16 protein-coding genes are annotated in these 21079 nt (G+C 34.4%); 5 read left to right on the forward strand and 11 right to left on the reverse strand.

Going from position 1 to position 21079, the window contains the following annotated elements; translation table 11 throughout:
- Positions 1-90 precede the first annotated feature (90 nt).
- Positions 91-2667, forward strand: a complete 2577-nt coding sequence (gene secA, locus CHHT_RS02470; protein ID WP_034963524.1) for a preprotein translocase subunit SecA — start codon at positions 91-93, stop codon at positions 2665-2667.
- Positions 2668-3858, forward strand: coding sequence for an ABC transporter permease (locus tag CHHT_RS02475; RefSeq protein WP_034963526.1), 1191 nt, complete (start codon positions 2668-2670; stop codon positions 3856-3858).
- 108 nt (positions 3859-3966) lie between these two features.
- On the opposite strand, the gene CHHT_RS02480 is transcribed toward CHHT_RS02475, so the two are convergent.
- The 6 genes from CHHT_RS02480 to mqnE are packed head-to-tail and all read right to left on the reverse strand — an operon-like array spanning position 3967 to position 9959.
- Positions 3967-4671, reverse strand: coding sequence for a pilus assembly FimT family protein (locus CHHT_RS02480; protein WP_064019665.1), 705 nt, complete (start codon positions 4669-4671; stop codon positions 3967-3969).
- Positions 4672-4690: 19 nt separating this feature from the next.
- Complete coding sequence (locus CHHT_RS02485) at positions 4691-5893, reverse strand: glycosyltransferase family protein (RefSeq protein ID WP_034963531.1); 1203 nt, start codon at positions 5891-5893, stop codon at positions 4691-4693.
- A complete protein-coding gene (locus CHHT_RS02490; RefSeq protein ID WP_034963533.1) occupies positions 5874-7022 on the reverse strand; it encodes an MFS transporter in 1149 nt (382 codons plus the stop codon). Before CHHT_RS02490 ends, CHHT_RS02485 begins: the two co-directional genes overlap by 20 nt.
- Positions 7023-7037: 15 nt before the next feature.
- The gene (locus tag CHHT_RS02495; RefSeq protein ID WP_034963535.1) at positions 7038-7478 is read right to left on the reverse strand and encodes a phosphoribosyltransferase; all 441 of its coding nucleotides are present in this window, start codon (positions 7476-7478) and stop codon (positions 7038-7040) included.
- Between the two features lie 9 nt (positions 7479-7487).
- A complete protein-coding gene (locus tag CHHT_RS02500; protein ID WP_034963537.1) occupies positions 7488-8819 on the reverse strand; it encodes an NCS2 family permease in 1332 nt (443 codons plus the stop codon).
- Positions 8820-8828: 9 nt separating this feature from the next.
- Positions 8829-9959: an aminofutalosine synthase MqnE gene (mqnE, locus tag CHHT_RS02505; protein ID WP_064019947.1), complete on the reverse strand. Its 1131-nt coding sequence runs from the start codon at positions 9957-9959 to the stop codon at positions 8829-8831.
- Positions 9960-10071: 112 nt separating this feature from the next.
- On the opposite strand from mqnE, the gene CHHT_RS02510 reads away from it, so the two are divergent.
- The 3 genes from CHHT_RS02510 (at position 10072) to CHHT_RS02520 (ending at position 15339) form a co-directional block, all read left to right on the forward strand.
- A complete protein-coding gene (locus CHHT_RS02510) occupies positions 10072-12615 on the forward strand; it encodes a [protein-PII] uridylyltransferase family protein (protein WP_159428484.1) in 2544 nt (847 codons plus the stop codon).
- Positions 12603-14420 carry a glutamine--fructose-6-phosphate transaminase (isomerizing) gene (gene glmS / locus CHHT_RS02515; protein WP_034963540.1) on the forward strand — a complete coding sequence of 606 codons (1818 nt, stop codon included), beginning with the start codon at positions 12603-12605 and terminating at the stop codon, positions 14418-14420. Before CHHT_RS02510 ends, glmS begins: the two co-directional genes overlap by 13 nt.
- Positions 14421-14487: 67 nt before the next feature.
- Positions 14488-15339, forward strand: coding sequence for a cache domain-containing protein (locus tag CHHT_RS02520; protein ID WP_051663790.1), 852 nt, complete (start codon positions 14488-14490; stop codon positions 15337-15339).
- Here the strand turns inward: CHHT_RS02520 and CHHT_RS09100 are convergent.
- The 5 genes from CHHT_RS09100 to phsA all read right to left on the reverse strand — a co-directional run bounded on the left by CHHT_RS09100 (position 15314) and on the right by phsA (position 20981).
- A complete protein-coding gene (locus CHHT_RS09100) occupies positions 15314-16462 on the reverse strand; it encodes a sensor histidine kinase (RefSeq protein WP_034963542.1) in 1149 nt (382 codons plus the stop codon). The genes CHHT_RS02520 and CHHT_RS09100 overlap by 26 nt on opposite strands.
- Positions 16455-17114, reverse strand: coding sequence for a response regulator transcription factor (locus CHHT_RS02530; RefSeq protein WP_034963544.1), 660 nt, complete (start codon positions 17112-17114; stop codon positions 16455-16457). Before CHHT_RS02530 ends, CHHT_RS09100 begins: the two co-directional genes overlap by 8 nt.
- A 62-nt stretch (positions 17115-17176) precedes the next feature.
- Positions 17177-18136: an NrfD/PsrC family molybdoenzyme membrane anchor subunit gene (gene nrfD / locus CHHT_RS02535; RefSeq protein ID WP_034963546.1), complete on the reverse strand. Its 960-nt coding sequence runs from the start codon at positions 18134-18136 to the stop codon at positions 17177-17179.
- Positions 18129-18695, reverse strand: a complete 567-nt coding sequence (locus CHHT_RS02540; RefSeq protein ID WP_034963548.1) for a 4Fe-4S dicluster domain-containing protein — start codon at positions 18693-18695, stop codon at positions 18129-18131. The genes nrfD and CHHT_RS02540 overlap by 8 nt, the downstream gene beginning before the upstream one ends.
- Positions 18696-18704: 9 nt before the next feature.
- A complete protein-coding gene (gene phsA, locus CHHT_RS02545) occupies positions 18705-20981 on the reverse strand; it encodes a thiosulfate reductase PhsA (RefSeq protein ID WP_034963550.1) in 2277 nt (758 codons plus the stop codon).
- Positions 20982-21079: the final 98 nt, after the last annotated feature.

Raw genomic sequence — 21079 nt, forward strand, 5'->3', positions numbered from 1 at the left:
GGCGGATTTTATCCAAAATAATATAACAAAAGAATAAATTTATGATTTTTGGATAGAATATAACTTTTAAATTTACAATAAGGTTAAGTAATGATAACAGCTATTGCAAAGAAGATCTTTGGTACTAGAAATGATAAAGAAGTTAAAAGATATTTTAAGCGAGTTGCTCTGATAAATGCTCTTGAGGGTAAGTATTCAAATTTAAGCGACGATGAGCTAAAAGCAGAGTTCGATAGACTAAAAAGTGATCTGATAAGCGGTAAAGTAACAAAAGACGATATTTTAAATGACGTATTTGCAATAGTAAGAGAAACAGGAAAAAGAACTTTAAATATGCGTCATTTTGATGTCCAGCTAGTCGGCGGTATGGTTTTAAATGACGGCAAAATAGCTGAAATGAAAACAGGTGAAGGTAAGACCTTAGTCGCAACTCTTCCTGTTGTTTTAAATGCTATGGACGGTAAAGGCGTGCATGTAGTTACCGTAAATGATTATCTTGCAAAAAGAGATGCTGAGCAAATGAGCGCTATATACAACTTTTTAGGTCTTAGCGTTGGTGTGATACTTAGTGGAGAGTATGACGATGAGAAGAGAAAAGAATCTTATAATAGCGATATAACTTATGGAACAAATAATGAATTTGGCTTTGACTATCTGCGTGATAATATGAAATTTGAGTTTAGCCAAAAAGTTCAAAGAGAGCATAACTTCGTTATCGTCGATGAGGTAGATAGTATTTTGATCGATGAGGCTAGAACTCCTCTTATCATCTCAGGACCTACAAATCGTACTCTTGATGGCTATATAAAAGCAGATGAAGTAGCTAAAGCTATGACAAGGGGCGAAGCTGCAGATCCTAAAATTCCAAATTCAAAAGCCACAGGAGACTTTGTAGTAGATGAGAAAAATCGTACTATAATGATAACTGAAGCGGGTATCGCAAAAGCTGAGAAACTTTTTGGGGTTGAAAATTTATATGATTTAGAAAATGCTATTCTTAGCCATCACCTCGATCAAGCTCTAAAAGCACATAATCTTTTTGAAAAAGACGTTCATTACGTAGTAAGAGATAATCAAGTTGTTATCGTGGATGAATTTACCGGACGACTTAGCGAAGGTAGAAGATTTAGCGAGGGACTTCATCAGGCTTTAGAAGCAAAAGAGGGCGTAAAAATTCAAGAAGAGAGCCAAACTTTAGCAGATATAACGTTTCAAAATTACTTTAGAATGTATAAAAAACTATCTGGTATGACAGGAACTGCACAAACTGAAGCTACAGAGTTTTCTCAAATTTATAAATTAGATGTTATAAGCATACCTACAAACGTTCCTATTAAAAGAGTTGATAAAGATGATCTTATATACAAAACTGAAAATGAAAAATTCAAAGCCGTTATCGAAGAGATAAAAAAGGCAAATGCAAAAGGACAGCCTGTTTTAGTCGGTACGGCTAGCATAGAAAAAAGTGAAGTTTTTCATAAAATGCTTGCTAAAGAAAAGATCCCTCACTCTGTATTAAACGCTAAAAATCACGAGAAAGAAGCTGAGATCATCGCAGAAGCTGGTGCAAAAGGCGCTGTAACTATAGCTACAAATATGGCTGGACGTGGTGTTGATATACGTATAAATGATGAAGTTAGAAGTCTTGGTGGGCTTTATATCATAGGAACCGAACGCCACGAAAGTAGACGTATAGATAACCAGCTTAGGGGTCGTGCAGGACGCCAAGGCGATCCAGGGCTTAGCCGTTTTTATCTTAGTCTTGAGGATAATCTTCTTAGGATATTTGGTAGTGATAAGATAAAAGCTATTATGGATAGATTAGGAATCGAAGATGGTGAAAGTATAGAAAGCAGGCTTGTCACAAGAGCAGTAGAAAATGCTCAAAAGAAAGTAGAGAGTCTTCATTTTGAAAGTAGAAAACATATACTTGAGTATGATGATGTAGCAAACGAGCAAAGAAAAACTATCTATAGATATAGAAATGAGCTTTTAAATCCTCAGTATGACTTGAAAGATAAGATTATATCAAATAGGGAAGATTTCGTAAAAAGCCTTTTAGATCAAGCCCTTATATATGAGAGTGGCATAAGTAGTGAATTTAATATAGAAGCACTTATAAACACTGTTTATAGTAATAGCGGAACAATGCTAACAAGCGATGAGTTAAGTGGGCTTGACTATGCTACTCTTATCAAAACTATCTGTTCTAAGCTTCAAAAAGATTATGAGGACAAGATGTCTGTGATAGATGAAGAGCAAAGAAAGAACATCGAAAAAGTTTTATATCTACAGATAGTAGATAATGCTTGGAGAGAGCATTTATACCAAATGGATATCTTAAAAACAGGTATCGGACTTCGTGGATACAATCAAAAAGATCCGCTAACAGAGTATAAAAAAGAAAGCTATAATCTTTTCATGGAGCTTGTAAGTAGGCTAAAAAATGAAAGCATAAAAACGTTGCAGATAGTAAGATTTAAAACAGAACAAGACGAAGCTTTAAATAACTCTATAGAAAAAATAAAAAAGAGCGAAGAAAGTCAAATAAGCGAAGTCCCAAAATCAAAAAAACCTACTAGAAATGAGCCGTGTCCTTGCGGTAGCGGAAAAAAATATAAAGATTGTTGCGGTAAGAGCGGTCCTAAAAAAGGAATGTTCGCCTAAATGGTAAAATATTTACTCTTAAAATATCTAAGGTTCGATAAAAGTCAGCCATTTATAACGCTTTGCTCGGTACTTGCTTTTTTAGGCGTTAGTATAGGGCTTATGGTTCTTATCGTGGCTATGGCGATCATGAACGGTTTTGATAAAGAATTTGAGAGAAAACTTTTTACTATGAACTATCCTATAACAGTGCTTAGTCATCTAAAAGGTAGTATATCAAGCTGGGAAGTTGATGAGCTTAGAGAAAAATTTCCAGAGCTTAAATTTAGCCCTTTTATCAGCTCTCAAACTATCATAAAGGGCGAAAATGCTATGGAGGGTGGACTTATTTTCGGCGTTGATTTTAATGATGAAGTGCTCATAAACTCAGTCGTAAATGAAGCTCTAAAAGGCAAAAGTATAAGTGGCTTTGAGATACTTGTAGGAAAAGGTATAAAAGATGAATTTATGCTAGGAAACAGTGAAAAAGTAACCTTGATATTTATGCAAAGCGATCCTACTGGATTTTCACTAGTTCCAAAAATGAAGAGATTTACTGCTGTGGCAGACTTTAGTTCTGGGCTTATCGCTTATGATAAAGCATATAGCTACACCGATGTCAATGCTTTGCGAAAGATACTTGGATATGAAGATGATAAATTTGATGGCATACACATATACTCGGTGACACCAAAAGAAGATATAGCTAGGATAAATGCAGTTTTGCCAGTTGGCAAAAAAGCCATAGGCTGGTGGGAGCAAAATGGGAATTTTTTTAGCGCTTTAGCTTTAGAAAAAAGAGCATTGTTTATAGTTTTGATGCTTATTATTTTAGTTGCTAGCTTAAATATCATAAGTTCGCTTCTTATGACCGTGATGAATCGCAGACAAGAGATAGCTTTACTTCTAGCCCTTGGAGCAAGTAAAAGTGAGATAAAAAAGAGTTTTTTTGCTCAAGGACTTAGCGTGGGTGGGAGCGGTATAGTATTTGGGCTGATCCTTGGACTTTTTGTGGTTTGGTTACTTGGAAGTTTCGATATAGTAAACTTACCAGCAGATGTTTATGGAAGCTCTAAATTGCCTATGGAGCTATCTTTCATAGATCTTTTTATGATAGTTGTAGGCGCTATCTTTATAGTAGGTTTTTCATCGTATTATCCTGCTAAAAAAGCTAGCAACGTAGATATCTTGACAACGCTTAGAAATGAGTAATCGCTAAGTTTATTTATAAATTTAGATAAATTAAATTTGATTTTTTGATTGATATTTTTTAAAATTGATATTTGATTAAATTTGAATTGCTTTGATAACTAATTTATACTAATTACTACCGCAATCTCTTATAGTAACATATCCTGTTTCTGGCTCTACGTTTATAGTGCAAGTTGAGTTATTTTTATGAGTAAGGATTATTGTGCAAGGCGATACTTTTCCAATTTCATTAACAAACCATTGTCCATATGGGATATCTGGATTTCCATTATATGGACGTCCAAGCTCATCAAATCTAATTTTTATACCAACGTTGTTTCTAGATGCCTGGCATCCATTTCTAAACTCTATTGTGTTTATATTGTATGTATACGTCAAATTTAGTTTTAAATTTAATTTCTTTAAAGCATCTTTAGTAAGAGAGCCAGGAGAGAAACCAGCGGTTAGTCTTTTTGATGAATTTTCGGGATCTTTTGCGGCTTGATCTATAGAATTTAGATTTGTACTACCACTCTCATCAGAGTATACGTTATATCTCCAACAATTAGTATTTTCACATACACCTTTAATTTTCTTTTGTGTATTTATATTTGTAAACTCAAAAATCCATCTTTTTTTATACCAATATGCATTTCCTGGATCGTATTTATCATCTATCATAGCTAAATGTTGGGTGTATCTGATGTGTGCGGCTATTTGATCTGCTGCGAGTCTTAAATCGTCCCTACTAAATTTTGGAGCAACAAATGCCGCCATGATACCTATAACAATGATAACGACTACTATCTCAAACAATGTAAATGCTTTTTTCATAGGTGTAAGTATATCATATTTATTTTATTTTACAGATATAATATCTATCTATTATTTTTTTAAATTTAACTATTCTTATCGCTTTATTTTCACAGTTTTGTTTTTTAAATTTATTTAGTTCATACTCATCTCCACTGCTAATACCGTAAAACTTAAGCCTTAAAGCCAACTCTTTGCTCGTTTTTACAGATGAGATACCAAATTTTTTTAGCCTATCACTAAGCTCTTTAGCGACGTCGTATTTGTATGCGAAGTGGCTTTGGGACTTGTCCAAAAAAAGATACAAAAACGTATGAAATATAGATGCTAATGAGTTTAAGAAAAGGGTGGATAAGATAAGAACGGCTGCTATCTTATGTTTTGTTCTAAACATAGGTAGCCTTACTCTATACGAGTTTAACATCACTTTTACGATAAGTGGCATAAATATGACGCAATATGGTAAAAATAGTTCTAAACTGAGCTTTTGTCTCATAGATAGTCCAAGCGCGAAAAAAAATGCCGTTATGCTGATAAACCAGAGTAAATTTTTCTCTTCTTTTATCCAAATTCTATAAGCGCTATATATAAAACATAAAAATACCAAAGGCGAAAAAACAGCCGCGAAAACACCTAAGGCGTCTATAAAATGCCCTTTTGGCTTTCCGTACGTTTCAATACCTTGCATATAAAACCATAGTAAGCAAAATATCACTCCGCTTATCTTACAATTTTTATCTTTTTTATATAGCCCAAACAACAAAATGGCTATATATAAATTTATAAATGATTCGCTTAAAAATAGTGTAGCTATCAGTGTAAAAACGCCTTTTAACGGCATTTTATTTTGTTCAAAAAATATAAATAAAAGCGTTAAAAATATGATAAATCCCGCCTCATTTACTAAGATTGCGCTTGCAAGGACACCAGGTAGATACATGTATAAAGTAGCGCATATCATTCTATCTATCTGTTTTCTGAGCATCGGTTTTGAAATTTTATAGATCAAGATAGTATTTAAAGAGTGTATAAATAAAAAAGGCAGTCTAAGTGCGTAGTCGTTTTGTCCAAAAACTCGCGTAGAAAATGTTATCACATTGTGTAAAAATCCACTACTTTCATAGTAGATCTTAGCTTCATCGTAGCTTATACTAAGGCTAGATATACTAAAACTAAGAAGAGCTAAATTTAAAAATATCAGTATAAACAGTAACACACGTTCGTTAGTACGCAGCTTTATCATTTTTTAGTACCAAAACCGATATAAGCGATATTATGCTTATCACGGTTATCAAGCTTAAAAATAGCCCCCAACCGCCAAGCATATATGCAAATCCGGGCACGAAGCTGCCTAAAGCTCCCCCTGCGTAATAAAAGCTCACATAAAGTCCGTTTGATATGCCTTTGTGAGATTCTGCCATTTTGTTTATAAATCCGCTTGCTATAGAGTGTGTTAAGAAATTTCCAAGGCAGAAAAGTAACATAGCCATAAACATTATCATAAAGCTTTCAAATCTAAAAATTTGAAGTGCTACTATCAAGATTATGATGCCGACTATCATAGCATTTACTTGTGTCCCCAAAAATGCAATTATCTTTTTTGAATTAAACGATATCAAAACGCCGATTATATATCCAAAATACATCATACCGGTTTTACTACCGCTAAACTCTTTCCCTAAATTTGTTAGTTCAAACGGTATAAAATTTAAAATAGCTTGAAATGAGAAAAATATACCAAATATCATTATATAAATGTGGAGATTATGCTTTATTTTTAGTATATTCAAGATATCGTTTAGCTTTGGTTTTATGAAACTTGCGCTTATTGTTTGGCTAAATTTAAATACTAAAAAAGTAGCCAAAAGCAAAAGCAAGCCAACCATAAAAAAGAAAAATCGCCAACCAAATAGATCTGTAAAAAATCCGCTAAGAAATCGTCCTAAAAATCCGCCTATTATAGTGACGCCTATATACGCTCCTATCGCGCTTGCTACGTTTTCTTTGCTTGAAATTTGAGATATATAGCTCATTATCCCAGTAAGTACGGTAGGGACGATAAGCCCTTGAAATCCGCGTATATTTAAAAGCCAAAAATACGAATCCGTAAAGCTAAATACTATCTCACTTATCCCAAGTAGTAAAAAAGCTACTATGAGTAGTTTTTTGATCTCTATTTTTTCTAGTAGATAGCCATAAATTATACTTGCAAATGCTAGGGGCGTCATTATCGCTGTAGTAAATAACGTTGCCTCGGTCCTTGTAATACCTAGCTCGCTTTCAAACAATGGAGCTATGGGTTGAGTTGCGTAAAGCACGCAAAGAGTAAGTCCGGTACAAAAATACATAACCAAAAGTTCTATTTTATTCATTTTATTTTCTTAAATTTAGTCTATTCTTTCCCAAAAAAACTCTATCCAGTCATAAGCTTCGGTAACGCTGTATTCTGGTAAAAGAAGAGCCTTTGACTTATAAAAGATAGTAGCGATCCTAAGCTCTAAATCTGGATATCTTTTCATAATTTCTTTTTTTATGGCGACTATACTTTCGCCGCTATCTATCATATCATCTACTAGTAAAACTTTTTTAAATTTACTAAGATCTGGAATATTAAAAATATTTATCGTATCTAGCTTTTTTGTATCTTCGTAATGGATCGAGTTTAAGCTAAAGCAATTTCTATTATTTAATCTCATACTAATGGCGTGAGCTAAGCTCAGCCCACCCCTAGCTACTGCTAAAATGGCTTCTGGATCAAAGTCTTTTTGAATTTTAGCAGATAAAATCTTAACATCTTTCGCAAAAGATGCGTAACTATAAAATACCATTCTAACTCCTTAATTTACGCCTAAAAGCTGTCCAAAGAGCTCTGGTGCAGATATGACTAAAAATGCTAATAAGCTTATAATAGTTAAGGTTATTATGCCCGAGTTTATATCTTCCAATTTTCTCAAAACCAACTTAACGATAAAGTATGAAATAAATCCTATGCTAAGTCCGACTGTTATAGAGTAAGTAAGTGGCATAAAGATAACTGTTAAAAACGTAGAAACGCAGATCGCAGGATCACTGTAATTTATCTTGCCAAGCTCGCTAAACATAAGTACGCCGACCATAACTAGTATAGGATATATTGCATTTGACGGGATTGAGTTAAATAATGGAAGTAAAAATAGCGTAAGTATAAAAAATATCCCTGTAAATACAGCTGTAAGCCCTGTGCGACCTCCTGCCTCTACTCCACTAGCACTTTCAGCAAAAGCTGTTATAGTACTAGTTCCTACTATAGATCCTGCGACGCTAGTTATAGCATCGCTTTCTAAATTCTTTGTTAGTTTGTGAGTCCCTTCTTCGTTATGTTCGTCAAATAAATTTGCTCTATTGCAAACTCCAGTTAGAGTTCCAATAGAATCAAAAAGGTGGGTAACGAAAAATGTGATGATAGCAGGAAGCAAAGCAAGCTTTAATGCCCCCATAATATCAAGTTCCATAAATATAGGCGACAAAGATGCAGGTGCTGAGAAAAACTCGCTAGGAGCCGGATACACTCCAAAAATCCATGCGATAACTGAAGTCGCTGCTACAGCTAAGATAAATCCGCCTTTTAAATTTAAAGACCAAAACGCTACTATAATGATAAGCCCTAAAGCTCCTATAAAGACTTTAGGATCAGATATATTTCCTATGCCGACAAGGGTTGCTGGATTATATGTTATTAGCCCCATTTGTTTAAGTCCTACAAAGCAGATAAACGCTCCTATACCAGCACTTATCGCGCGCCTAAGATCTATAGGTATGTTTTTTATTATCCATATACGGAAATTTGTAAAACTAAGTACTACAAAGATGATAGCACTGATACAAACAACACCAAGAGCTGTTTGCCAAGGTATCTTCATACCTATAACAAGCCCATAAGTGAAGTACGCATTTAGTCCCATACCTACGCTAAGAGCTACTGGCGTATTTGCCCAAAAACCGTTAAATATACATGAGATTATAGTTATAACGGCAGTCGCGGTGAGCAGGGCGTCTTTTGGCATTCCTGCGTCACTCATAATGAGCATATTTACAGGGACTATATACATCATTGCTAAAAATGTGGTAAGTCCTGCGTTGAATTCATTTTTTACAGAAGTATTATTTTCTTTTAATTTGAAAAAATTCACGCCTTCTCCTTAATTATAAATTTTGATTTCATTATATAAACTATCTCTTTGTACTGGGACAAGTCCACTAGTTTGGATAAGTTCTATAAAGTCGCTTTTGCTTTGTCCGTTTTTACTCTTTGCCCCAGCGCTACTTTGTATACTTTCGTTTTCTATGGTTCCATCTAGATCATCAGCTCCAAATTCTTGAGCTATGAGAGCTAAATTTAAAGTAGAAGTCGCCCAGTAAGCTTTTATGTGTGGGATATTGTCCAAAAGCAGTCTAGATATAGCTATCGTTTTTAAAATTTCTTGTGAGCCTAAAATCCCATCTATTTTTAGATAGTTATTATCTCTTTGATACACCAAAGGTATAAAAGCGTTAAATCCGCATTTTAGCTCATTTTTACCCAAACTTACTCCTTGCTTTGCACTTGTATCACTTTGCTTGTTTTGTAAAGAAATATCTTGCAAATTTCTTATACGCAATATATGATCTATCCTATGGCTGCGATCTTCTATATGCCCAAAAAGCATCGTAGCGTTGCTAAAGCGTCCTTTTTTATGCCAAAGCTCGTGGATTTTTAGCCAGTTTTCGCTACTTACTTTTCCTTTGCAAATTTTTTCTCTGATACTCTCGTCAAATATCTCGGCTCCACCACCTGGCATACTATCTACGCCGTAATTTATCATCAAGTCTATCGTCTGCTCATAGCTTAGAGCGTGTTTTCTTTTTAGATAGTCTATTTCTGCTGCTGTCATTGCTTTGATATGTAAAAATGGATATTTTTGTTTTATCATTTTAAAGATCTCAAGATACCACTGCGGGGTAACAAAAGGATTATGAGATGATACTATGTGTATCTCTTTTGTCCCGTTTTTTACGGTATCATCTACTATTTTCATTATTTCTTCGTGACTCATCGTGTAGGCGTTGTCGTTTTTACGATGAGCCGAGAATGCACAAAATTTGCAAGTATCGGCGCATAAATTTGTAGGATTTATATGTCTGTTTATATTGAAATATACTTTGTTTGAATTTAGTTTTTGGCGCACTTTGTTTGCATATTTGCCTAGCGTAAAGAGATCTAGATCATACAGAGCTAAGCCTTCATCATATCCTAGTCTTTGTCCATTTTCTAATTTATCTATCAAGCTCATTTTAGTATAACCGCCATTTTTAAAAATTTGAAAAAACAATTATATGCTAATGCCACTTAAAAAAGCTTTTTTTTTGAATTTTTTTGATAATATTTTGCTAAAGGAAATAGGTATGAGTAGAATAGGTGATATCAAAAGTTTAAAACATAAAAACGAAGACGAAATGCTAGAGTTTTGCAAAGATGGTGTTTTAAAATGTAAAAAATCTCTCAAACACCAGTTTGGCAAACTAGCTGGAAAGAGCTTTGGAGCGTATCAAAGTAAAGAGATAGATAAATTTATAAAACATGCATTTTTGGCTGTAAAATTAAAGTATTTTGGTGAGTTTGATCCTGATGATGATAAAATTCCCTTGTCTGTTATAGCGCTTGGGAGTTACGCCTTAAGCGAAATGAGCGTAAAAAGCAGTATAGATCTTTTAATTTCTTATAAAAATATTCCTGGATACAATATCAAAGAGATAGTGGATCATTACGCTCTTTTTTTGAAAAATATAAATTTAGATATAAATTGTATGATTTTTGAAGTAGGCGAGATATTTGATAAAGTTAAAGATGATATAGAGTTAAAAACTATGTTCTATCAAATCAGATATATCTGCGCTTCAAAGCAACTGTATAAGCTAAGTAGAGACGAGGTCGGTGAGCTAAAAAACTACAAAAAAGATGAATTTATAAAATGGCATTTAGATAAATTGATGCCTTATGATACTATAGCGCCACTTAGTCAAAAACCAGATATCAAAAATGGTTATGGTGGGTTTTATGATTATAAGAGAATTTACTGGCTTTTAAACGGGTTAGATAAAAATAGTCCTAAATTTCATGCTTTAAAAGTTATGAGCGAAAAGGAACTTAGCGAACTAAATTTAAGTGTTGATTTTATCAGTTCACTCAGATCTGCTTTACAGATCAGCGGCGGCGAGGACGAACTAAAGAGCGAGTATCTAAGTGGCGTGGCTTCCGTGATGCAAATAAAAGAAAAAAAGATGCTTGAACCAGAAGTTTTACTTGCAGTCAAAACGCTCTTTAGTATGCATACGATAGGGCTTTATAGTAGATATTTAGCTAAAGCTTTGTTTCCTGCTTTTTTCAAAAGCGATCTAAGCTTTAAAGACAAAAAACTTTGTAGGTTAAGATCAGGACTATATAATATCTCAAATATCATCTATGTTCCGCTTAAAAAAAAGCCAAAGCAAATTTGTGATATCATCAAAGATCTAAACTCTTTACCAGATGTTCCGCTTAAATTCGATATAACGACTATATTTTATCTCAAAAAAACGATTATCAAAAAAGATAGTATAGACGCAAATCTCGCAGCATTTAAGAAGATATTTAGCAAGGATAATAGCTCACAGATTTTAAAAGCGCTTTTAGACTCGGAGCTTCTATTTTTGTTTATGAAACCTATGGAGCATACTAGGCATTTAGCTGCGATAGATGGATACCATAGTTATAGCGTTGATGAGTATAGTTTGCTTTGCGTTAATGTCCTTGAAAATATCAAAGATAAATTTATCAAAAGCTTATATGACGAGCTTTGTCCTGCTGGAAAAACCGTCCTCAAAATGGCTCTTCTTATGCACGATGTTGGCAAAGGATTAGTTGGCGATCACCTTAATATGGGTGCAAATATTTTTAGAGCTTATGCAAATAAACTAGGATTTGATACAAAAGCTGTAAATTTAGGCGTAAATTTGATAAAAAATCACACTCTTATGAATAACGTCGCAAATAGAGAAGATATCTATAATCAACAAGTTATTTTGAATTTCATATCATATATAGGCGATGCTCAGTCTTTAAAGCTACTTTATGTGATAACTTATTGTATGAATAACGCAACGAGCGACGGTTTTTACAACTCATACACGGCAAAACTTTTAAGAGAGCTTTATGAGATCGGTATGAAAAGCTTTGAAAATAGTGATGAAAACTTACTAGATGAAGCTGCACGTCGTGTAAAAAAAGAGAATGCTATCAAAAAATGTAAAGATTTCTTAGAGCTTAGTAAAGACGAGCAAAATATGATATTTGATATAGGATCAAATTTGATGTTTATAAAATACCCGCCAAGCGAGATAGTTCGTATAGCTTTGTGGGCAAATAGCTGCTCGAATATATCTATAAATATACAAAACAAAGATAGTTTTTGCGTGGAGATCATCACTAAGCGTGGCTGGAATATTACTATGGTGCTTGGCAAATTGTCTGATTTAGATCTTGCATATATGGAAATTTTTGAACTGTTTGATAATAAAGTTTTTATAAAATTAGAGTATAATCACGTCGCTTCAAAAGAGCAGATGAAAAATATGGAGACTATGATAATAGGAGCGCTTTGTGACAAGCAAAAAGCTAAAACGGCTAAGCCAATTATCTATGAAAATGAGATCAGTTTAGATAAAGATCATAGCAAAATTTATGCTAAAATAAACATAAACGCTAAAGACCAAAGAGGGCTTATGGCGTATGTTCTTAGCATTTTTGAAAAATTTGATATAAAAGTTGCAAATGTGAGAGCTCAAACGATAAAAAACAGAACTAGAAATTTGTTTTTGATACAAAAAGATAATAATTTGGACAAAAACTACGAAGCTATCTTAAATTTAATAGTTACAAGAAACAAAAAGGACGAAAAATGTGCGGAATAGTAGGCTATATAGGTAACAAAGAAAAAAAATCCATAATAATAAGCGGACTAAAAGAGCTTGAATATAGAGGCTATGATAGCGCTGGAATGGCTATTATGGGTGGTAAATGTTGCAATGATATAAACTATTTTAAATCGGTTGGAAAATTAGAAAATTTGGCAAATAAAATGGAGGGTTTTACAAGTGAGGGGCTAGGCGTAGCCATAGGTCATACTAGGTGGGCTACTCACGGTAAGCCTACTGAGATAAACGCTCATCCGCATCTTGGCGAGTATAGCTTTGTCATACACAACGGTATAATCGAAAACTATAAAGAGCTAAAAGATGAGCTAGAGGCAAAGGGTGTTAAATTTGTAAGTCAAACCGATACCGAAGTCATCGTCCATCTTTTTGAATACTATAATAAAACTGAGAAAACTCCATTTGATGCCTATAAAAAGACTATTTCAAGGCTAAGGGGAGCTTATGCGACTTTGCTAATCACAAAAGCGTGTGAAGGCGAGATATTTTTTGCTAAAAATGCAGCGCCTCTTATCATAGCTAAAAACGGAGATGAGATATATTTTTCAAGCTCAGATGCGCCTCTTATCGGTCTTGCAAAAGACGCTATGTATCTTGAGGACGGTAGTTTTGGTGTAGCAAAACTAGGCGAGATAAAGCTTTTTGATAAAGAAGCAAACGAGCTAAGCCTTAGTTTTTCACCTCTTCCAAAAGATAAAGGTTACGCTAGAAAAGACGGTTTTAGATTTTTTATGGAAAAAGAAATTTATGAGCAAAGCCAAGTTATCGCAGAATGTTTGATGGGTAGGATCAAAGATGATGATATAAACTTAGACATAAAAGAAGATCTGTTTGATGGCATAGATGAGATACTTCTTTGCGCTTGTGGAACTAGCTATCACGCCGCGCTTAGCGCTAGTTATCTGTTTGAGAGAATTTCAAAGATAAGGGCTAAGGTCGAGATCGCAAGTGAGTTTAGATATAAAGATCCGCTTTTAAGTAAGAAGTCGCTTTTTATCGTTATATCCCAAAGTGGAGAGACTGCAGATACGCTTGAGGCGCTTAAAATAGCTAAAAATGCGGGGCTTAAAACTATGGCGATTTGCAATGTAGATAACTCAAGCATAGTCAGACTTGCTGGTGATGTTATCTTAACTAGAGCAGGTATAGAAAAAGGGGTAGCTAGTACAAAAGCATTTGCTACTCAAGTAGTTTGCCTATGGCTCTTAGCTTTAAAACTCGCAAAATATAGAAAAGCTATAGATACAAAAACATTAGAAGCTGAGATAAAAGCGCTTAGAAACATTCCTAGTATTGTGCATTTTGATACAAGCTTACAAGAGAGAATTCATCGTTTAGCTAAGCATTATTTACACGGTCATGGATTTTTCTTTATCGGTAGAGATATATTTTATCCACTTGCTCTTGAGGGGGCATTAAAATTAAAAGAGATTAGCTACCTACACGCTGAGGGCTATCCAGCTGGCGAGATGAAGCACGGTCCTATCGCTCTAGCAGATACGGGGCTTTATACTATAGCTTTGCTTCCAAAAACTCTGCTTTATGAAAAGACGAAGTCAAATGTCGAAGAGTTAGCCGCGAGAGATGCATTTATAACAGCTATCAGTCCGTTACCATTTGAGCTTAGTGATGATTTTATCCAAACGAATTTGTATGAGCATCCTATGAGCGAATTTTTTGAGATGATGATAGTTTTACAGCTTTTTGCTTTGGAAATTTCAGTACGTTTAGGAAATGACGTAGATATGCCAAGAAACCTTGCAAAGAGCGTTACTGTTGAGTAATAAATCGTGTTTAGGCTTTTTAAATTTAGTAAAATAGTGATAGTATCTAAAAATTTGGAAGATGAATTTGAATAAAGTTTTTAAACTGTTTTTGCTTTTTATATTTGTCTGCTTACTCATCTTATGCGGATTTTATTATAAATATCTGCAAACTCAAAAAGATCAAAATATCAAAAAATATTTTGATCTAAATGCTGAGCTTATGATAAGCGCACTTGAAAATGAGCGTTTAAACGCACTTGCTATATCTATACTTCTTTCTAAAAACAGTGATATCAGAACTTGTTATGAGAGCGGAGATCATAATTATTGTATGAATAGCGCAAAGGAATTTGCTAGTATCTTAAGTCAAGTTCCTAACTATAAAAATATCCGTATTCATATGCACGATGCTAATACAAAAAGCCTTGCAAGGAGCTTTGACGAGACTAAATTTGGTGATAATCTAAGTGGGTTTAGATATATGCTAAATGACGTCAAAAAAAATATGCAGCCTATAGCCGGTATCGAAGTTGGAAGATGCGGTATGTTTATACGCGGAATTTCTCCTGTATTTTTAGATAATAAATTTGCTGGAAGTATCGAAGTATTGTTGGATTTTTCCCGTCTTGAAAATATAGCTTGGTCGCAAGGACTAAATATATTTATCCTTTTAAATAAAAGCTTTGATAGTGATTGTATAACAAATATAGATAAGAGCTTGCTAAAGAAATACTACATACTAAATCAAAATATCGCAAATATAAATTTACTTCCGAATTTACGTAGGTTTGATTTTGAAAATTTAAATTTTATGAAATCCGGACAAGATTATTTTTACTCAAAGCTTATTATTGATATATTAAATAATAAAGTCGGTTACGTAGTGCTACACTATAGCGATAATGCCGCTTCTAGGCTAGGTTTGACTGAGTATTGAGCTTGTCTATGAGCTTTTCTTTAAAAGCTGGGATTTTGTATGTAAAAGTGCTACCTTTACCAAGCACTGAGCTTACGCTATAAATGATATTATATTTATTGCATATATTAGCGACGATGTTAAGTCCTAGTCCAAATCCGCCTGCAGATAGATCTTCTCTAGCATATCTTTGCCAGATCGCTTTTGTATCTTTTATCCCTTTACCATAATCCTTTACGCTAAAAACTACAAAACCGTCTTCTTTTGTCAAATATATCTCTATATCATTACCACTTTTTGAGTATTTTATAGCGTTTGATATGTTGTTATCACTTAGTCTAGTAAGCTCTATTTCGCTCATAAATATCTCTAAATTTGGCTCTATTTTGGATATTATTTTTATATCTTTTGAGTTTGCTATAGTTGTTAAAAACCTTACTCTTTGCTCTAAAAAATATGAAAAATTTATCGGCTTTTTCGGGAAATTTTCATAAGAATGTTTTATGAAGAACTCGACATCTTCGTAAGTCATTTTCATCTGTTTTAAAGCTGATTTGATGCGATGAGTGTTTTTATTGCGAATTTCAAGCATATCTAAATTTAAGGTTGCTACGCCAAGTGGAGTTTTTAACTCGTGCATAGCGTCGTTGAAAAACGAATTCATCATCTTTTTTTGTCTTTGATGAATTTTAAGCGTGCTTTGATATATGAAATAAATCGATATAAAAACAAGTATTATAGTGCCTATAAAAATAAGTGTACTGATAAGCCCTATCTTGTACCAATTTTGCTGTTTAGCTACTACTAAAAAGTACGTTTTTTGATCTTGCAATATAGCTGTTTTATAGTATATAAAGCCATTTTGTACTAAAACTTGAAAGTTTAAGTTCGGTGGATTTTTGCTGAGTTTTGACGTGATGATGCTCTCGTTGCTATCATAAAGTGCAAATTCATATATCAAGCTATTTTGATTGTCTAAATTTGACAAATTTTTGCTTAAAATCGCGCTCTTTTTTGCAAGCATCGCTATGTCTTTGTTTTGTTCACTTTTTATGTTTAATTTGATAGTCCAAAAACCTTGCGCTATAAAAAGAAGCATCAAGATCACAGTGGCTAGAAACGGTATTTTTACTTGATCAAACATTTATTTTATAACCAAGCCCTCTATGTGATACTATAAAATCATCGCTTGTTTTATAGCGAATATTTCGTATATGTACTCTTATACCTGCGTCATCTATATCTTTATCGTCCCAAATTTCGTATTTTATCTCGTCAATAGTGGAAAATGATCCTACTTTGCTAAGCAAAAAATCTATCAAATTTATCTCTTTTTGGCTTAAATTTATAACCGTATCGTCTTTTTTTAGCTGTTTTAATGCCGTATCGTAGTCAAATTTAGTCGCTACTTTGATGATATTTTTATCGTTTTTTGCGTAATATTTTCTCATAAGCTCATTTACGCGAAATTTAAGCTCTGCTAGATTAAACGGTTTTTTTAGATACTCGTTACAGCCGAGTTCGTAACCAGTAGTGATATCTTCTATATTTGTCAAAGACGTCATTATCATTATGGGGGTTTGTAAATTTAGACTTTTTGCATATTTTATAACATCAAATCCGGAAATTTCTGGAACTTTGATGTCCAATATCAGCAAATGATATCTGTTTGCGGATATTTTATCGCATGCTTCTACGCCGTCATTTGCTGCGTCTACCACGTATCCTAAGCTTTGTAGATACTCTTTTATGCTTATTTGGTACTCAAAATCATCTTCTAAAAGTAAAATCTTCAAAGTCGTCTCCAATTTGGCGAATTAAAATATATTCGCCAAATTTTACTGAAAAATACTAAATCTCACATAAGTGCTTGTCCAGCATACACTATATAATACCTTAGCACCACGACTCCTATCAAAACTACTACTGAGTTTATGATGATATAAAGCGGCTTATAAGCATGGTTTTTAAGAGCAGTTGCGGCTATGATGACTGGGATAAAAAGCCCGATACTTACGACTCCTATCCAAAATATCTTACCGTATAGAGCGTCACTGAGTGCCATATTTGCAAACTCTGCTGATCCACCTAGATATAATCCTAAAAATAGTATTATAAGAAGTGGTATTTCAAATAAAATAGCTCTTAGATCAAGCACTAGAAGATATTTTATACTATCTTTATTTAATGAGCCTTTGAAAAACATCATTCCGATAAGTATATTTGCTGCGATTCCACTAGAAAAACCAGATACTAAAAAGAGTATCGGCAAAATAGGAGTGTTCCATAGCGGAATTTTTTCTATAGCGCCAAGCAAAAATCCAGTATACATAGCAACGCATATAGCTAAGAAAAAAAGCATATACTCGATATTTTTTGATATTTTTGCAAAAGAACGGATAAATTTAGTAAGAGGTCTTAGAAAAGCTAAAAACTTCCATTCGTTTATCTCTTTTTCAAATATCATCATTGTAAATAAAAACGCAAACGGAGTATAAAGTAAAAGACAGATAACACCTATACTCATCACTGATTTTATATTGTAAGCTATCAAAAGCCAGTAAAAGCTTAGCGGTTTGCCAAGATCGATTATCAAAAGTCCGAGTCCAAGGCATATCGTGATAGGTCCTATTAAGGCTCCTGCTTTTACCATTGCGTCCCAGATAGAGTTTGTATTGTCTTCGTGTTTATTCCATTTGACAAGCAAGGAAACTATGATGCTTCCAGCGCTTAGTCCAGCTAAAAAAAGATAAACCGCGATCGGCCACGGCCAGTAGATCGTCTCGTATTGCGCGATGCTTCCCCACATATTATTCATAGCGTCCTCCTTTTGTGTTTTTTATAAATCCAAGGCTAGGTTTTGTATTTAAATGAGCTTTTGGATACTGGATATTTTTTCTAGCTATGAGTTTGCTAACTTCACTTTCTTCGTCTCTTGCATCTCCAAATACAAGTGCGTCTGTTGGACAGACGGTTACACAGGCTGGCTTTTTGCCCTCCATTAGTCTGTTTTCATAGCAAAACGTACATTTGCCTATGGCTTTTGTGATAGGATCTACAAATCTGGCGTCATAAGGACAGGCTAAAATGCAGTATTTACAGCTAACACAAAGTCGCTCATCTATGAGTGTTATGCCATTTTCTGTTTTAAAACTAGCTCCTGTAGGACATACACTCACGCACGGGCTATCTTCGCACATCACACAGCTTTGTCTTACAAAGTCTGTTTTGAGTTTTGGAAAAACGCCGCTCATATTTGCTCTAACTTGAAGTCTAAAAACGCCGCTAGGGACGTTATTTTCATTTCTGCATGCAACTGAGCAAGCCTGGCAGCCTATACATAAATTTTCGTCATGAACCATTACGAATTTTTTCATTTTTTACTCCTAAGCTTTGATTATATCTACGCCGACGTTTGTGACCATGGTCCCGCATATAACGCCATCATCTGGATTTAAGATAACGCTTTGGTTAGTTCCTACGCCGTTTATATTATCTAAATCTGGCGTTGCGTGACCAAATCCGTGATAGATAAACAGTGTGTCTTCTCTAATGCCCTCAGTCACCATCAAAATTGCTTTTACTTCCGCAAATTTGTTTTTCAAAATGACGTTATCACCGTTTTTTAAGCCTTTTCTCCCTGCTGTTTTTGGATTTATCCATACAGGAGAATAACTCATCAGATCATTTAGTATAGGCAGACTTTGAGTATGTCCGTTTGTATGGATAGGTGTTTTTCCGCTCATCAAACATAGCTCGTGCCCGCCATATACGTCCATATTATTTGCATTTAAGCAACCTTCTCCTGGAAATTTAGCTTCGATATTGGGTAAAAATAGTTCTATCTTGCTGCTTGGAGTTTTAAATTTGACTTGTGAGCTCATAAGCCCATCTTCATCAACAAATTTAGCGGCGTTAGGATAAGCTTCTACAAATTTTTTGACGAATTTAGCTTCTCTATAATAAACTTGAGGAACTTTCCAGCTAACGTATCCGTTTTTTATGAGATCTGCTACTAATTTGTCGTTTCCTTTTGCTTGAGCCATTCTGTATTCGCTTATGTTGTTCCAAGTATAGTCTTTGTCTATTTTCATAATGCGAGCCAACTCTCTAAATATCTCGTAGCCGCTTTTTGTACCTGCTATCGGCTCTACTGCTTTATTTCTCATATAATATCCAGGAGCTGTGCCGGATTTATTTTGTATACTCTCATCTCTTTCTAGATATGTAGCTTCAGGCAAAACGACGTCTGCTAAATTTGAAAAATCGTTTAGATATATATCTATAGAAACGACAAAATCTAGCTCATTTATAGCTTTTATCGTTTCGTTTGTACCAGCTACGTTTATGAGATGATTAAATCTCGTATTTACCCAACCTTTTACCGGATATGGTTTTTGAGATAAGATCGCAGGAGTTATGTCCATCAAAACACCGTGTTTTCGTGAGATAAACTCGTGCTTATGACCTTCCTCGCCACAACCATCTATCCTTTGTCCTTTTGGTATTTTAAATCCAGCATCTGGATTTGCTAATGTAGGAAATAGCTCTTCTTCGCAGAGTTTATTAAATGTTTTTGCATCTTTTGAGAAGTAAATTCCGCCGCGTTTTTCGAAATTTCCCATTAGTGCGTTTGCTATAGCAATGGCTCTTGTTCTTTGGTATTCGGCTCTTGTAGTCGTGGTTTTGTGTCCCCAGTCGATTATGACTTGTGGTGCTTTTTGCCAAATTTCATCGGCTATTCTTTCGACGTCTTTCGCTTTTATACCAGTTATATTTTCTTGCCATTTAGGAGAAGTTTGCTTGACTGATTTTGCTACTTCTTCAAAGCCTATCGTGTATTTATCTATAAAATCTTTGTCGTATTTAGAGTCTCTTATCCATACGTGGATGAGCGCCATTAAGAATGCTAGATCGGTTCCTGGTTTTACTGGTAACCATTCGTCCGCTTTAGAAGCCATCACGCTAAATCTAGGCTCCAAAACTAGTAGTTTAGTATCTTCTCTATTTGCAAATTTTGCGACTTTTTTCGTGTCTGAGATCACTAAACCCTCAAAAAGATTATGCCCGAAATTTACTATGTATTTTGAATTTGCAAAGTCTCTACTAAGTCCGCTTCCATAAGTATGGCTTAAGACCATATTGTATGTTATCGGACAGCAAGACCAGTGAGAAAATATATTTGGACTGCCATAAGCACAGGCGAAATTCATCATTTGAGTATGACTTTCTCCTGATTTAGAAGTAAATACTACGCTTTGGGGACCGTATTTATCTTTTATCTCGCCAAGCTTTTTAGCACATAAGTTCAAAGCTTCGTCCCATGACGCTTCTCTCCATCTGTTTTCACCTCTTTTACCGACTCTAATGAGAGGTTTTACTATACGTTTTGGGTCATAAAGTTGATTTACTCCAGCTCCGCCACGCGCACAAACAGATGTCTTGTTGGCGCCAAATTTTGGATTGCCTTGAATGAATCTGCATTTATCATTTACTACTTCTGCTTCAATAGGACAGCGAGTAGAGCACATCTCGCATACGCTTGGAACAAATTTAGAGTTTGATTTTGAAAATGTCAAATTCGCACCTAAATTCGCCTCAAACGCTGCTAACGTTCCAACGGCGGCACTCGTTTTTAAAAATGATCTTCTAGAAATTGCCATCGCCTCTCCTTTACTTAAAATATTATGTAATTGTAGAATTCGTGCGTAAAATTAACGTAAAACTATGATAAATTTGATATTTTGTTCATCATAGCTTT

It is taken from the genome of Campylobacter hyointestinalis subsp. hyointestinalis, assembly GCF_013372145.1.
Taxonomy (GTDB): Bacteria; Campylobacterota; Campylobacteria; order Campylobacterales; family Campylobacteraceae; genus Campylobacter; species Campylobacter hyointestinalis.